Raw genomic sequence first — 14,452 nt, 5'->3', positions numbered from 1 at the left:
CCCGCGGACACCGCCGCGAGCGCCGCGCCCGCGCAGCCCGCCGCGCGCTCCCCGCGCGAGGAGGCCCCGGAGCAGATCCGGGGGCTGTACCTGAACGCGTACGCCGCCGGCTCGCGCACGCGGCTCCCCAAGCTGCTCGCCATCGCGGACAGCACGGAGATCAACACCTTCGTGGTGGACGTCAAGACGGAGCGCGGGATCCACTACACGAGCCAGACCCCGCTCGCCACCGAGCTCCAGCAGCAGGGCGAGAACACGCTGAAGGACCTGAAGACGTTCGTGGACTCGCTGAAGGCGCACGACATCTACACCATCGCCCGGATCGTCGTCTTCAAGGACCCGATCCTCTCCAAGGCGAAGCCGGACTGGTCGGTGCAGAAGCCCGGCGGGGGGCTGTGGGCGGACAAGGCGGGGAACACCTGGGTGAGCCCCTGGGACGAGCGGGTGTGGGACTACAACCTGGACATCGCCGAGGAGGCCGCGAAGGCCGGCTTCGACGAGATCCAGTTCGACTACGTCCGCTTCGCGGAGCCGTACAAGAGCCTCCCGCCGCAGGTGCACCCCCGCGCGAAGGGCGACCGCACCGACGCCATCGCCGCCTTCCTGAACGAGGCGAAGCGGCGGATCCACCCGCACGGGGCCACGGTGACCGCCGACGTGTTCGGCCTGTCGCCCAACGACCCGCGCGACGTCAACATCGGGCAGCAGTGGGAGACGCTCTCCGCCATCGCGGACCACATCCTCCCCATGATGTACCCGTCGCACTACCTCCCCACGCACCTCCCGGGCGTGCCCAAGCCGGACCTGATGCCGTACGAGGTGCTCTACAAGTCCGCGGGGATGGCGCGGCTCCGGAACGACGCCATGGAGCGGGACGGGGTGCGGCCGGCGCGCGTGATCCCCTGGCTGCAGGCCTTCACCGCCACCTGGCTGGGCCGCAACCACCAGGACTACGGGCCCCAGCAGCTCCGCCAGCAGAAGCAGGGGGTGTACGACGTGGGGTTCGACGACTGGGTCCTCTGGCACCCCGGCTCCAAGTACGAGCCGATCCTGGCCGGCCTGGAGCGGACCACGCAGTCACGGAAGAAGGCGGAGTACACCCCGCCCCCGGAGGTGAAGTCGGTGGTGGAGCGCTTCGAGCGGCAGGGTGTGGCCGAGGCCCGCCGCAAGGCCGCCGAGCAGGCCCGCGGCGACGTGACCGACCCGGAGGCGGCCCGCGCCGCCCGGACCGGGCGCGAGGAGCCGGACGCCGCGGTGAAGCCGGGCCAGAACGCCCCCGCCGAAGCCGCGCCGACCGCCAGCGGCGTCCCCGCGGCCGGGGGGCAGAAGTCGCCCTGAGCGGCGGACCCCCTCCCACGGCCCCTCCCGGCAAGGGGGAGGGGAGTACGGCAAACGGCGCCCCCACCGGGATCTCTCGGTGGGGGCGCCGTTGCGTGAGGGATGCGAGCCCGAAGAGGCGAGACCCGCGCAGTTTGCGGGTCTCGCCGCCGTTGGACGAGGTAGTATCTCGTCCTACGGCGCCGCAGCCCGGCCCCCGCGCCAGCGGGGGACACGCCCAGACCGTAGCCGTTCAGCCTTTCAGCTCGTTCCAGCCGCTCCGCAGGTGCAGGTCGCGCTGCGGGAAGGGGATCTCGATCCCGCTCTCGCGAAAGCCGCGGTCGATGGCGAAGCGCAGGTCGCTGGCGACGATGGGCTCGGTGCGGGGGCTGTTGAGCCAGACGAGGAGCGTGAAGTCCAGCGACGACTCACCGAAGTCGTCGAAGCGCACCAGCGGGTGCGGCTCCTTCAGGACGCCGGGGTGCTCGGACGCGACGCGCTCCAGCACGGATTTCACCTTCTGGGTGTCGCTCCCGTAGGCGACGCCCACCTTCACCGCGATGCGCACCCGCCGGTCGCCGAAGGTGGAGTTGATCACCGGCTCCGTGATGAACTGCCCGTTGGGGACCAGGATGTCCACGTTGTCCAGCGTGGTCACCACCGTCGCCCGGGCGTGGATCTCCCGCACCGTTCCCCGGGTCCGGCCCACCTCCACGAAGTCCCCCTTCTTCACCGGCCGCTCCAGGAGGAGGATCAGCCCGCTCACGAAATTCTGGGCGATGTTCTGCAGGCCGAAGCCGATGCCGACCGCCAGGATGGCGCCGAGGCCGGCGAGCGCCGTGATGGAGATGCCCAGGTTGTCGAGCGCCAGGAAGAGACCCAGCGCGATGATGCCGTAGTGCAGCAGCCGGTTCAGCGCGTACTGCACTCCCTCGTCGAGGCCGCGCCGGCGGTAGACCCGCCCGAGGGCCCGCTGCAGGAGGCCGGACACGAGGAACGCCAGCGCCAGGAAGACGAAGAAGCTGATCAGCGAGGCGATGGTGACCGGGGTCCCGCCGATGCGGAAGAGCTCGTTCTCGACCTGGAAGGTGCGGCCGAGCTCCTCCTGGATCTGGCCGATCCGCTTGGTTGCGTCTTCCGGCAGGGACCGCTCCTGGAACATGCGCTGCGGGGCTGGGGTGAGGTGAACGGCGCTCCGGGCGGAACGTAGGCGGCGCTCCCGGCGCCCGCAACCGAGCGCCCGAACGCGGCGAGGGGGACCGGATCGCTCCGGTCCCCCTCGCTGTTCGCCGATCAGCCGCGGCTCAGTTGTCGCCGCCGTACGCCGGGGCGCCCGCGTCGGCCGCCTCGGCCACCCAGTTGTTCACCGTGCGGCGGAGCGTCTGCATCCGGTTGTTCCCCTGTGTGTCGTAGGTGCGGTTGGCGAGGATCACCGCCCAGGTGCCGCGGTCCGGATCGATCCAGATGGAGGTCCCGGTGAAGCCGGTGTGCCCGTACGCGTTGGGGGAGATGCGCAGCCCCGCGGCCCCGCCGCCGCTGCGGCTGGGCGACTCCCACCCGAGGGCGCGGGTCCCCACCTGCCGCTGCGCGAAGGTGCGGATCGTCTCCGCCTTCAGCACCCGTACGCCGTCCAGCTCGCCCTCGTTCGCCAGCATGGCGGCGAAGCGGGCCAGGTCGTGCACGGTGGAGAAGAGCCCCGCGTTCCCCGCGATCCCGCCGAGCTGCCGGGCGATGGGGTCGTGCACCTTCCCCTGGAACGCGTCGCCCTGGCGGCGCGCGGTGGAGGCGCAGATGGTGCACCCGGCGCCCGCGGCGTAGGTGGTGTAGCGCATCTTCAGCGGGCCGTACACGCGCCGGTCCAGCAGCCGGAAGAGCGGCTCGCCCGCCGCCCGCTCCGCCGCGGCGAAGAGCACCACGAAGCCCACGTCCGAGTACTCCACCCGCGTCCCCGGAGCGGACTGCAGCGGGGTGCGGACCGCGCGCCCCAGCGCCTCGTCCGGGGTGCTCCCGTGGATCTGCGCCCAGGCCGGGAGCCCGGAGGTGTGGGCGAGCAGGTCGCGCATGGTCACCCGGTCCTTGGCCCCGCCGGAGAACTCCGGGAGGTAGCGCGCCACGGGTGCGTCCAGCTCCACCTTGCCGTCCTCCACCAGCAGCATCAGCGCGGTGGTGGTCGCCACCACCTTGGTGAGCGAGGCCAGGTCGTAGACGGTGCGGTCCGGGTCCACCGGGACGTCGGCCGCGGTCCAGCCGGTCATCCCGATCCCGCGCTCCACCACCACCTGCCCGCGCCGCCCCACGGCGAGCGCCGCGCCGGGGAAGGCGCCGCGGCGGACCTCCTCGGCGATGGCGATCTCGGCGCGCAGCAGCGTGGTGAGGCTGAGCCCGGCGCCGGTCGCGCTCGTCAGCTCGTGAGTGGCGTCGAGGACGGCGACCTCGGCGGCCGGGCGGCCGGCGGCGAGGACGAGGCGGACGGAGTCGGCGGGGCCGGGGGCGGCGTGCAGGGACGCCGCCGCGGAAAGGAGCAGCGGGAGGAGCATGGTCGGGGCTTTGTGCTACGGGGAACGGCGACGGCGGTGAGAGAGGCGGTAGTCACAAGCTGGTGCGCGGCCGCGGCCCTGTCAACGACAATTTCCGGGCCCGCGGCAGCATTCCTCGGGAAGGCGTTGGCGACGAACGTCTTGCGGTTTTCGGCGCGTTGGGAGCGGCGGCGCTCCCGTTGCGGGACGCGGCGCCCCCGTGCGAGCTGCACGGGGGCGCGGCCCGCTCAGGCGGCGCCGGAGCGGATCCCCTCCAGCTCCTCCCAGCGGGCGTAGAGCGCGTCCACGCGCTCGCTCGCGTCGCGGAAGTCGGCGGTGACGCGCGCCACCTCGTCGGAGGGGCCGGCGTACAGCGCGGGGTCGGCCAGGCGGGCGCCCAGCTCCTCCTTGCGCGCCTCGGCCTCCAGGATGGCCTCCTCCATCCCCTGCAGCTCCTGCTGCTCGCGGTAGGAGAGCTTGCGGGGGCCTCCCTCCTTCCGCGCGGGCCGGCTGCCCTGAACGGGGGCCCTGCCGCGCTCGGCGGGGCGGGCGGCGGCCTCCTCCGCCTCGCGCTGCGCCCGGAGCCGGCGGTACAGGTCGTACCCGCCGGCGTGGCGCCGGAGCGCGCCGTTCCCCTCGAAGACGATCAGCCCGGTGGCGACCTTGTCCAGGAAGAAGCGGTCGTGCGTCACCAGCAGGACGCACCCCTTGTAGTCGGCCAGGAGCGACTCCAGCACCTGCAGGGTGAGCAGGTCCAGGTCGTTGGTGGGCTCGTCCAGGATGAGCAGGTTGGCGTCCTGCAGGAGGAGCCGGGCCAGGAGCACCCGGTTGCGCTCGCCGCCGGAAAGGGAGCGTACCACCTGCCGCTGCTGCGCGGGGGAGAAGAGGAAGGTCTCCAGGTAGCTGCGCAGGTGGGTCCGCTCGCCGCCCACCGTCACCCAGTCCTGGTCGGCCACCGCCTCGTAGATGCTGGCGTTCGGGTCCAGGTCCTCCCGGCGCTGGTCGAAGTAGGCGATGCGGGTGTTCTTCCCCACCTCCACCTCGCCCGCGTCCGGCTGCTCCTCGCCCATGATGATGCGGAGCAGCGTGGTCTTCCCGGCGCCGTTGGGGCCGATGATCCCGATGCGCTCGCCGGCCTGGAGCATGGTGCTGAAGTCGCGGATCAGCACGTGCTCGCCGAAGCGCTTGGAGACACCGTGCAGGTTGAGCACGGTGCGCCCCAGGTGCGGGACGGCGCCCGCGCTCATCTCCACGGTGTCACGCGCGGGAAGGCGCTTGTCGGCCTGCTCCTTCTGCAGGTCGTCCAGGCGGTTGATGCGGGCCTGCTGCTTCCCGGTGCGTGCCGAGGGGGAGCGCCGTACCCAGGCCAGCTCCTGGGCGATCAGCTTCTTCCGCTTCTCCTCCTCGGTGGAGAGGCGCTCCATGCGCTCGGCGCGGGCCTCCAGGTACTCGGTGTAGCCGCCGGGGTACGGCGTCAGCTCGCCGACGGAGACCTCGATCATCCGGCTGACCACCCGGTCCAGGAAGTAGCGGTCGTGGGTGATGAGCATGACCGCGCCGGGGTACCCCTGCAGGTGCTCCTCAAGCCACGCCGTGGTGTCGGCGTCCAGGTGGTTGGTGGGCTCGTCCAGCAGGAGCAGCTCGGGCTCCTGGAGGAGGACGCGCGCCAGGGCGACGCGCTTCCGCTCCCCGCCGCTGAGCCCTTCCACGGGCCGCTCCCAGCGGTCCACCCCCAGCCGGGTGAGGATGGCCTCCATGCGGTGCTCGTAGTCCCACCCGCCCAGCGCGTCGATCCGCGCGGCGGCCTCGCCCTGCCGCGCCAGGAGGCGCTCCAGGTCGCCCTCCCCGCGGGCGAGCTGCCCGGCGACGTCGTGGTACGCGGCCATGGCGTCCTGCAGCTCCGGCTGCCCGGCGGCCGCGGCGCGGAGGATGGTGTCGCCCTCGGCGAACTCCGGCTCCTGCGCCAGGTAGCCCACGCGCGCGTCGCGCCGGAAGGCGAGGGTGCCCCCCTCGTGCCCCTCGATCCCGGCCACGATCTTGAAGAGGGTGGACTTCCCGGAGCCGTTGGCCCCGACGAAGCCGACCTTCTCGCCCTCGTCGACGGCGAAGGAGACCCCGTCGAACACCACGCGGGTGCCGAAGGACTTGTGCAGGTTCTGGACGGTCAGTACAGGTGTAGCCATAGCCGGGGAATATCGCCCCGCCGCGGGGGGAGGAGCAAGGAGCCAAGACACGTGAACGACATCAGAGAGGAAGCACGCCGACTCGTTGGTCGACTGCCGGAGCACGCGACCTGGGACGATGTCCTGCGCACGGTCCACGCGCGCAGAGCCATCGAGGCGGGGCTTGCAGACAGCGATAGGGGACACAGCATGCCCGTCGCGGAGGTCCGGCGGCGCTTCGGTCTGTACGAGGGGCCGGCGGGGGAGGTCGGATGAGCCAGGTCGAGCTGGCGGCGATCTGGATCAAGCGGGCGCACCGCGGGCCGATGGACCCCGTGGACGCGGCGGAGCTGGTGGCGGGCCGGGGGATCGTGGGGAACGCCGATCAGGGCCGGCGCCGGCAGGTGACGCTGATCGAGGAGGAGGTCTGGAGCGCGCTGATGGAGCGCCTGGGCGGGAGCGCGCCCCCCTCGGCCCGGCGGGCGAACCTGATGCTGCGCGGGATCCGGCTGGAGGGGACGCGCGGGCGGATCCTGCGCATCGGCGGGATCCGGGTGCGGATCCGGGGGGAGACAAAGCCCTGCGAGCGGATGGACGAGGTGCTCCCCGGCCTCAAGGCGGCGATGTACCCGGCGTGGGGCGGCGGCGCCTTCGCGGAGGTGCTGGACTCCGGGACGATGCGGGTGGGGGACCCGGCCGCCTGGGAGGAGGAGTAGGGCGGCGGAGAGGAGGGGCAGGGGGCGGGCCGCCGCGGGCGGTCGCCCCCTCGCCGTCTCAGTTCGTCCGCACGGGGACGAAGCGGAGGTTCTGATAGTCGAAGCTGAAGTCGGCGAGTGGCGATACCGCCTCCATGGTGAAGGCGGACACGGCGCCGCGCGGGTCGAGCGTGAAGGTGACCCAGGCGTCGGGGATGGTCCGCTCGCGCCAGCGGGCCACGAAGGTGTCGTGGTGCCAGTGCTCCAGGTCGGCGACGAAGGCCGGGGACGCGCCGAAGCGAAGCACGAGGCGCCCGTTCTCCCGCGCGAGGGTCGCATTGCCGTACAGCGGGTCGGCGTACGGGCCGGCGTAGCGCTCCAGCGCCACCGACGGGCGGGTGTTGCGGACGCGCGCGGCGGCGGCCTGCCGCTCCACCTCGGCGGCGCGCTCCCGGCCGCGGCGGGCGGAGGCGACGAAGGCGGCGGTCCAGTCGGTCTGCGGGGCGCCCAGGTAGCGGTCCAGGATCCACCAGGCGAGCGCGGTGTGCGCCGAGCTCTCGGCGTTGGTGAGGATGACGATGCCCAGCTTCCGGTCCGGCACCAGCAGGGTGCGCGAGGTCATCCCCGCCAGCCCGCCGGTGTGCGTGAGCAGCTTGTGTCCGCGGTAGTCGCGCAGGAACCAGCCCAGGCCGATCTCGGAGAAGTTGGGGACGTACGCCTCCAGCCCCGGGGCCGCCCCGCCGATGGGGAGCACCGTCTGCCCGCTCCACATCTCCCGCGTCCGCTGCGGGCTCCACAGCCGCCGGGTCCCGTCCACGCGCCCCGAGTCGAGCTGCACGACCATCCACTTCGCGAGGTCCGCGGCGTTGCTGACCAGCGACCCGGCCGGGGCGGCGTTGTCCATGTTGTCGCGCGGCACCACGCGCAGCTCGCCCTGGAAGGCGGAGTGCGGGAAGGCCACGTCGCCCCCCTGCGGCAGGTCGCGCGCGAGGGCGAGGGTGGAGGTCATCCCCAGCGGCTGCAGGATCCGCTGCCGGACGAAGTCGTCCCACGGCTGCCCCGTCACCGCGGGGACCACCTCGCCGGCGGCCAGGAAGGGGATGTTCTGGTAGGCGTAGGTCGTCCGGAAGCTGCTCGTCGGGGGGAGGGCGCGGATGCGCTCCAGCACCTCGCGCGGCTGGTAGGTGGAGCGGTACCACGTCAGGTCGCCGCCGCCCAGCCCCAGCCCGCTCCGGTGAGAGAGCAGGTCGCGGATCGTCAGCTCGTGGGTGACGTACGGGTCGTGCAGGCGGAACCAGGGGAGGTGCTCGATCACCCGGTCGTCCCACGACACCTTCCCGGAGTCCACCAGCATCGCCAGCGCGGCGCTGGTGAACGCCTTGGTGTTGGAGGCGATCTGGAAGAGCGTCCGCGGCGTGACGCTCGCCGTGTCGCCCATCCGGCGGACGCCGTAGCCCTCCAGGAGGACCACCTCTCCGTCCTTGACGATCCCGATGGCGAGCCCCGGGACCGAGAACTCCCGCAGCGCGCGGGCGACTTCCTGGTCCAGGCCCGGCGGGGGCGCCACCTGCGCGGGGAGCGAGGTTGCGATCAGCGTGAGCGCCGCCGCGAGGGCGAGGCGGCGGCCGGTGCGGGTGCGTCTGCTCATCGGGTGGTACGGGTTGCGGGAGGCGGAGCCGGGGCATGGAACGGCCGGGTGGCCGTGAAGAATAGGGCGCCGGGCGCGCTCCGGGCAACGCATACGGCCGGTCTCCTTCGGGGGCCGGCCCCGCGCCGTTCCCCGGATCTTGCATGCGCCTCCCGCCGCCATGAGCCCGCGCCCCACGACCGGCGCCCCCGGGGCGCTGCAGACCGGCTCCCGCGTCTTCGTCCGCGCGCCGCGGCTGGAGGACTGCGAGGAGTGGCTGGCGCTCAACCGCATGAGCGCCGCTCTCTACCGCGGGCGGACGGCGCGGATGACCCGGCTCGACCAGTTCGCCGTTTACGTGGAGCGCTGCACGCGCGACGACTACGCGGGCTTCTTCGTCTGCCGCCGCGAGGACGGGGCGATCGTGGGCTCCGCCAACCTGAGCCAGATCTTCCGCGGCAACTTCCGGAGCTGCTACCTGGGCTACCAGGTGGGGGCCCCCTTCGCTGGGCGGGGGTACATGACCGAGGGGGTGGACCTGGTGCTGCGGCACGCCTTCGGGCCGCTGCGGCTGCACCGGGTGGAAGCCAACGTCCAGCCGGGGAACGGCGCCTCCATCGCGCTGGTGCGCCGGCTCGGCTTCACCCGCGAAGGGCTTTCGCGCCGATACCTGAAGATCGGCGGGCGCTGGCGCGACCACGAGCGCTGGGCCATACTGCAGGAGGACTGGCGGGCGCTGCACCGCGGGCGCGGGGGCCCAGCCGGGCCGCCCGCCGGCCTTCGCGAACCACGATCCACGCAGGGAGGAGAGGACATGCCGACGAGCAACGCCAGTGCGACCTGGGAGGGCGGCCTCAAGGAAGGTTCCGGGAGCTTCGAGGGGGAGAGCGGGAAGGTCGGCGGGAGCTACACCGTCGCCACACGCTTCGCGGGCGAGCGGGGGGGGACCAACCCCGAGGAGCTGCTCGCGGCCGCCGAGGCCTCGTGCTACAGCATGGCCCTTTCCGCGGGGCTGGAGAAGAACGGGACCCCGCCCGAGCGCGTCCGCACCGAGGCCGCCTGCACCGTGGAGAAGCAGGGCGAGGGCTTCACCATCACCGGGATCCGGCTGAAGGTGCGCGCCCGCGTCCCGGGGGTGGACGCCGAGACCTTCCAGAAGCTCGCGCGGGACACGAAGGACGCCCAGAACGGCTGCCCCGTGTCGCGCGCCCTGGCCGGCGTACGGATCGAGGTCGACGCCGAGCTGGAGTAGCCGGACCGGTACAGCCGGGGCGGCCCGGGCCGGGGAGGCGGTCCCGGTCCGGGGAGGCGGTCCCGGTCCGGGTCGCCCTGTAGGGGAACAGGGGAACGGTTCGTGCGGCGCCGGTCGACGCAGGTCCCCGCCGCCGTACAGGCCCCGCCCTGGCCGGGCCCGGAGCGCGGCAGCTCGCCAGCCCCCGTCCAGGGAGGGTCGCATGGAGCTCATGAAGCGGATTTTCGGTCGCGGAGCCGAAGACGGCGGTGCCGTCGCCGCCCCCGGCGGCCTCTCGCGCGAGGCCGTGGAGGAGCGGCTGCGGGGGGACGGCGGCCGCAGCCTGGCGGGACTGGACCTGAGCGGCGCCCAGCTCGGGGGGATGGACCTGAGCGGGGTGGACCTGCACGGGGCGAAGCTCTGCGGGGCGAAGCTGGCGGGGGCGGACCTCCACGACGCCGACCTGACCGCGGCCGACCTGTGCGGCGCCGACTTCTCGGAGGCGGACCTCCGCGGGGCCTCCCTGCGGGACGCCTCCTGCATCGGGTCGGGCTCCACCCGGCCCGCCCGGTTCTCCGGCGCGAAGCTGGCCGGGGCCGACCTCCTGGGGGTGGAGCTGACCCGCGCCGACCTCACCGGCGCCGACCTCAGCGGGGCCTCGCTCTACGAGGCCACCCTCCACAAGGCGGACCTGCGGCGGGCGACGCTCGCCGGGGCCAACCTGGACGGCGCCAACCTGCGCCACGCCGAGGCCGACGAGGCGGACTTCTCCGGCGCCGACCTCCGCACCGCCGACCTCTCCAGGGTGACCGCCCGCGGCGCGCGCCTCTCGGGGGCGAAGCTCGCCCGCGCCAACCTGTCGGGGGCGGTGCTGGAGGGGGCGGACCTGAGCGGCGCGGACTTCACCGAGGCGGAGCTGTCGGGCGCGGTGCTCCGCGGCGCGGACCTCCGCGGCGCCAACCTGGACCGCGCGGACCTGGACGCCGCCGTCCTGGACGGCGCCGACCTCGAAGGCGTGGACTTCTCCGTCTGCCGCAACCACGCGCAGGCCTAACCCCCGCTCCCCAAGCAGACGGCGCCCCCACCGGGATCTCCCGGCGGGGGCGCCGTTTCGCACCTCGCACTTCGCACTCCCCGCGCAGCGGGCCCCTACGCCTCGTACACCCGGAACAGGAAGCGCGGGATCGCCGCGCGGAACCTAGATCCGTCCGGGCGGCGGAACTCGTAGTAGCCGTCCATGTGGCCGGAGGGGCCCTGCAGCATGCAGAAGCTCTGGTACTCGTGCGCCTCTCCCGGGCCGATCAGCGGCATCTCACCCACCACGCCCTCACCCTCCACCTCCGTGTCGCCGCCCACCGGGTCGTGGATGTACCAGTGCCGCCAGAGGAGCTGCGCCGGCGCGTCGCCGGTGTTCTCGATGCGGACGTGGTACGCGAACACGTACCGCTCCTCCTCCGGGTCCGAGTGGTCGCGGAGAAAGTACGGCTGGGCGGTGATCCGCATCCCCTCCGTCGTGCGGTGGAACATGGCGGCTCCGGGTCCGGGTTCGCGTGGGAGGTGTCCCGCAAACATCTATCGCGGGGCGCCGGAGTGCAAGTGCGGCGCCCGCACTGTCCCCCGGCGGCGGCGCGGGATACATTTCCGGCTCGCGGCGTAGCCGGGCGGGAACCCCCGGGCGGCGCCGGTGTCCGACCCCCCGCCCCCGGGCGGGGAGCGCGCGGGGAACCTCAGCGGGGAAGCACGAGTGGCCGACATCGCGATCGACCTGGGAACCGCCAACACCCTGATCCAGGTCAAGGGCCAGGGGATCGTCATGAACGAGCCCTCCGTGGTGGCCGTGGAGCGCCGCACCCGCCGGGTGCGCGCCATCGGGCTGGAAGCGAAGCGCATGCTCGGCCGCACGCCGGAAGGGACGGTCGCCATCCGCCCCATGCGCGACGGCGTCATCGCCGACGTGGACATGGCCGAGCTGATGCTCCGCCACTTCCTCCAGACGATCCTCCCCCGCGGCCTCTTCCGCGCCAGGCCGCGCGTGGTGGTGGGCGTCCCCTCCGGGATCACCGAGATGGAGCGCCGCGCCGTCCGCACCGCCGTCTCCCAGGCGGGCGCGAAGTCGGTGTACCTCCTCTCCGAGCCGATGGCCGCCGCGATCGGCGTGGGGCTCCCCGTCACCTCGCCCCGGGGGAGCATGGTGGTGAACATCGGCGGGGGGACCAGCGAGATCGGCGTCATCGCCCTGTCGGGGATCGTCGCCGACGCCTCCATCCGCGTGGGCGGCAACGAGATGGACGAGGCGATCGTCGCCTTCATGCGGAAGGGCTACAACCTGCTGGTGGGCGAGGCCACCGCGGAGGCCATCAAGATCCAGGTGGGCTCCGCCTCGCCCACCGTGGAGCCGCGGGAGATGGACGTCAACGGGCGCGACCTGATCTCCGGCATCCCCAAGACCATCCGCATCCACTCGGACGAGATCCGGGAGTGCATCCAGGAGCCGATCCAGGCCATCGTGGGGGCGGTCCGGCGGGCGCTGGAGGTGACCCCGCCCGAGCTGGCCTCCGACATCGTGGACGAGGGGATCGTCATGACCGGCGGCGGAGCGCAGCTACGCGGGCTGGACCGCGTCCTCCAGCAGGACACCAGCCTCCACATCCACGTGGACGACGAGCCGCTCACCTGCGTGGTCCGCGGTGCCGGGATGGTGCTGGACGACTGGAACGCCTACCGCGGCGTCCTTTCCGAATAGCGGGGGCGCCGGCGGCCGGAAGACGGAGGGGTCCGGGAGCGTCCCGGACCCCTTCCGTGCTCAGAGGCGGGGCTCGTCGCGGTCCGCGGTGTCCGGGTCGCGGCTCCCCGGCCGCGCCTCCGGGGCCTCGACGCCGGAGTTCTTGCCCTCGCGCTTGAGGTCCAGCCGCTCCTGGTGGCTCATGCTGTCGTCCGCCTCGGTGCGCTGCTTGCTCGCCCCCAGCGTGCGCCCCACCTCGCTCGGCTGCTTCCCCTCTTCGCGCGCCTCCCGGGCCGCCTGGCGCCGCTGCTCGTTGTTCCCTTCCATCTGCTTGCCGCCCATGTGATCCCTCCAGTCCGTCGGTAAGTGCCTGCCCCGCACGGGGCTCGGGCCCGTCATGCCCGCGCAACGACCGTGCCGGTGGCAGGGCCGGGGGGCGCGGCCTATCTTGTCCGCCGTCCCGACGCCGCGTCCCCCCGAGCCGGAGCCTCCGCCCGTGGAGCACCTGAGAGAGCTGGTCCGCGACATCCCCGACTTCCCCATCCCCGGGATCCTCTTCCGCGACGTGACCCCGCTCCTGCGCGACCCCGGGGGGCTGCGCGAGGTGGTGGACCGCTTCGCGGCGGAGTACCGGGAGGCCGGGATCGACGCGGTGGCGGGGATCGAGTCGCGCGGGTTCGTCTTCGGCGCGCCCGTGGCGATGGCGCTGGGCGTGGGCTTCGTCCCCATCCGCAAGCCGGGGCGGCTGCCGCACGACAAGGTGAGCCGCGAGTACGCGCTGGAGTACGGGACCAGCGTCCTGGAGATGCACGCCGACGCGGTGCGGCCGGGGGAGCGGGTGCTGGTGGTGGACGACCTGCTCGCCACCGGCGGCACGGCCCGTGCCGGCGCGCACCTGGTGGAGGCGCTCGGCGCGACGGTGGCCGCATGTGCGTTCGTGATCGAGCTGGAGTTCCTGGAGGGACGCAGGGCGCTGGAGGGCTACGAGGTGCTGTCGCTGATCCGCTACTGAGCCCCGCCCGCCCCGTCACCCCGCCGCCGCCCCGGCCGCGGCCGGGGCTTGGGACGCTGCTTCTGCCGCCGGATGCGCTCCCGCTCGGCCCTGGCCTTCCGCTCTTCCTCGATGGCGGCGGGGCTCCCCGGGCGCGGGCGGACCGTCGCGTCGCCGATGGAGCGCGCGACGGCGTCGTGCACCCGCTCGCGCAGCTCCAGCATCGCGCGCGGCGAGGCGTTGTCGTAGGTGCGGTTGGTGAGCAGCACCACGAACAGGTCGCGCTCCGGGTCGATCCAGAGCGAGGTGCCGGTGAAGCCGGTGTGGCCGTACGAGCGCGTGGAGAAGTAGCTTCCGGCGGAGCTGCGCTGCGCGGGGACGTCCCATCCCAGGGCGCGGTTCCCCGGTCGGGCGCGCGCCGCGGTGAAGCCGCGCACCGTCTCCGGCGAGTAGACCCGGTGCGTGCCGTAGCTCCCACCGTTCAGCAGCGTCTGCGCGAACACGGCCAGGTCGGCCGCGGTGGAGAAGAGGCCAGCGTGCCCCGCGACCCCGCCCAGGCGGAAGGCGTTGGCGTCGTGCACCGTCCCGGCCAGCGTGTACTCCCGCTCGGAGCGCTGCGCCGTGGGGACCGTCACCGGGCGGAGCACGTCGGGCGGGATGAAGAGGGTGGACTCCATCCCCAGGGGCGCGTACACCCGGCGGGCGAGGTACCGGTCCAGCGGCTCCCCGGCCGCCGCCTCCACCAGGGCGCCCAGGAGGATGAAGCCGAAGTCGCTGTACACCATCGCCTGTCCCGGGGGGCGCACCAGCGGGGCGCGCATGGAGCGGCGCAGCGCGGTCTCGGGGGAGCGGGTGCTGCCGTACAGCCACTCGCCCGCGGGGAGCCCCGCGGTGTGCGTCAGGAGCTGGCGCACCGTCACGCTCCCCTTCCACTTCCCGGTGAAGCCGGGGAGGTAGCGGCGCACCGGCGCGTCCAGGCGGAGCCGTCCCTCGTCCGCCAGCGCCATCACCGCGGCCGTGGTCGCGGCCACCTTGGTGAGCGAGGCGACGTCGTACAGCGTCTCGGTTGCGTCCACCGCCCCCCCGCCGCCGCCCGTCCGCCCGTACCCCCGCAGCCGCACCAGCCCGCCCCTGCGGCCCACCGCCAGCGCCGCGCCGGGGATGGTCCCCGCCTCCACCGCGGCGCGGATC

Annotated in this window: 14 protein-coding genes; 7 read left to right on the top strand and 7 right to left on the bottom strand. The window is 73.5% G+C overall.

The window, feature by feature from the left end:
• The coding region (locus tag VGR37_01365; protein ID HEV2146044.1) for a putative glycoside hydrolase at nt 1-1,338 on the top strand (1,338 nt) is incomplete at its 5' end.
• A gap of 232 nt (nt 1,339-1,570) precedes the next feature.
• On the opposite strand, the gene VGR37_01360 is transcribed toward VGR37_01365, so the two are convergent.
• The 3 genes from VGR37_01360 to VGR37_01350 all read right to left on the bottom strand — a co-directional run bounded on the left by VGR37_01360 (nt 1,571) and on the right by VGR37_01350 (nt 6,016).
• Nucleotides 1,571-2,479, bottom strand: a complete 909-nt coding sequence (locus tag VGR37_01360; protein HEV2146043.1) for a mechanosensitive ion channel domain-containing protein — start codon at nt 2,477-2,479, stop codon at nt 1,571-1,573.
• Nucleotides 2,480-2,621: 142 nt separating this feature from the next.
• Nucleotides 2,622-3,854: a serine hydrolase domain-containing protein gene (locus VGR37_01355; GenBank protein ID HEV2146042.1), complete on the bottom strand. Its 1,233-nt coding sequence runs from the start codon at nt 3,852-3,854 to the stop codon at nt 2,622-2,624.
• Between the two features lie 227 nt (nt 3,855-4,081).
• The gene (locus VGR37_01350; GenBank protein HEV2146041.1) at nt 4,082-6,016 is read right to left on the bottom strand and encodes an ABC-F family ATP-binding cassette domain-containing protein; all 1,935 of its coding nucleotides are present in this window, start codon (nt 6,014-6,016) and stop codon (nt 4,082-4,084) included.
• A gap of 51 nt (nt 6,017-6,067) precedes the next feature.
• On the opposite strand from VGR37_01350, the gene VGR37_01345 reads away from it, so the two are divergent.
• Nucleotides 6,068-6,271 carry a hypothetical protein gene (locus tag VGR37_01345; GenBank protein HEV2146040.1) on the top strand — a complete coding sequence of 68 codons (204 nt, stop codon included), beginning with the start codon at nt 6,068-6,070 and terminating at the stop codon, nt 6,269-6,271.
• Nucleotides 6,268-6,711, top strand: a complete 444-nt coding sequence (locus VGR37_01340) for an MOSC domain-containing protein (GenBank protein HEV2146039.1) — start codon at nt 6,268-6,270, stop codon at nt 6,709-6,711. Before VGR37_01345 ends, VGR37_01340 begins: the two co-directional genes overlap by 4 nt.
• A 58-nt stretch (nt 6,712-6,769) precedes the next feature.
• On the opposite strand, the gene VGR37_01335 is transcribed toward VGR37_01340, so the two are convergent.
• The gene (locus VGR37_01335) at nt 6,770-8,338 is read right to left on the bottom strand and encodes a serine hydrolase (GenBank protein HEV2146038.1); all 1,569 of its coding nucleotides are present in this window, start codon (nt 8,336-8,338) and stop codon (nt 6,770-6,772) included.
• Nucleotides 8,339-8,498: 160 nt separating this feature from the next.
• On the opposite strand from VGR37_01335, the gene VGR37_01330 reads away from it, so the two are divergent.
• Both VGR37_01330 and VGR37_01325 read left to right on the top strand, forming a co-directional pair.
• Nucleotides 8,499-9,569, top strand: a complete 1,071-nt coding sequence (locus VGR37_01330; protein HEV2146037.1) for an OsmC family peroxiredoxin — start codon at nt 8,499-8,501, stop codon at nt 9,567-9,569.
• Between the two features lie 211 nt (nt 9,570-9,780).
• A complete protein-coding gene (locus tag VGR37_01325) occupies nt 9,781-10,602 on the top strand; it encodes a pentapeptide repeat-containing protein (GenBank protein HEV2146036.1) in 822 nt (273 codons plus the stop codon).
• Nucleotides 10,603-10,697: 95 nt separating this feature from the next.
• Here VGR37_01325 and apaG read toward each other — a convergent pair whose 3' ends face one another.
• Complete coding sequence (gene apaG / locus VGR37_01320; protein ID HEV2146035.1) at nt 10,698-11,075, bottom strand: Co2+/Mg2+ efflux protein ApaG; 378 nt, start codon at nt 11,073-11,075, stop codon at nt 10,698-10,700.
• 217 nt (nt 11,076-11,292) lie between these two features.
• On the opposite strand from apaG, the gene VGR37_01315 reads away from it, so the two are divergent.
• On the top strand, nt 11,293-12,291 hold the full coding sequence (locus VGR37_01315) for a rod shape-determining protein (protein ID HEV2146034.1): 999 nt from the start codon (nt 11,293-11,295) through the stop codon (nt 12,289-12,291).
• A gap of 60 nt (nt 12,292-12,351) precedes the next feature.
• Here the strand turns inward: VGR37_01315 and VGR37_01310 are convergent, their stop codons facing one another.
• On the bottom strand, nt 12,352-12,612 hold the full coding sequence (locus VGR37_01310; GenBank protein ID HEV2146033.1) for a hypothetical protein: 261 nt from the start codon (nt 12,610-12,612) through the stop codon (nt 12,352-12,354).
• A 154-nt stretch (nt 12,613-12,766) separates the two neighbouring features.
• On the opposite strand from VGR37_01310, the gene VGR37_01305 reads away from it, so the two are divergent.
• Nucleotides 12,767-13,282, top strand: a complete 516-nt coding sequence (locus VGR37_01305; GenBank protein ID HEV2146032.1) for an adenine phosphoribosyltransferase — start codon at nt 12,767-12,769, stop codon at nt 13,280-13,282.
• On the opposite strand, the gene VGR37_01300 is transcribed toward VGR37_01305, so the two are convergent.
• Nucleotides 13,276-14,452 (bottom strand): serine hydrolase (locus VGR37_01300; protein HEV2146031.1); only part of this gene is annotated, 1,177 nt, incomplete at its 5' end. The genes VGR37_01305 and VGR37_01300 overlap by 7 nt on opposite strands.

Source organism: Longimicrobiaceae bacterium (assembly GCA_035936415.1).
In the GTDB taxonomy this organism is placed as follows: domain Bacteria; phylum Gemmatimonadota; class Gemmatimonadetes; order Longimicrobiales; family Longimicrobiaceae; genus JAFAYN01.
This window is presented reverse-complemented; position numbering and strand designations above follow the sequence as displayed.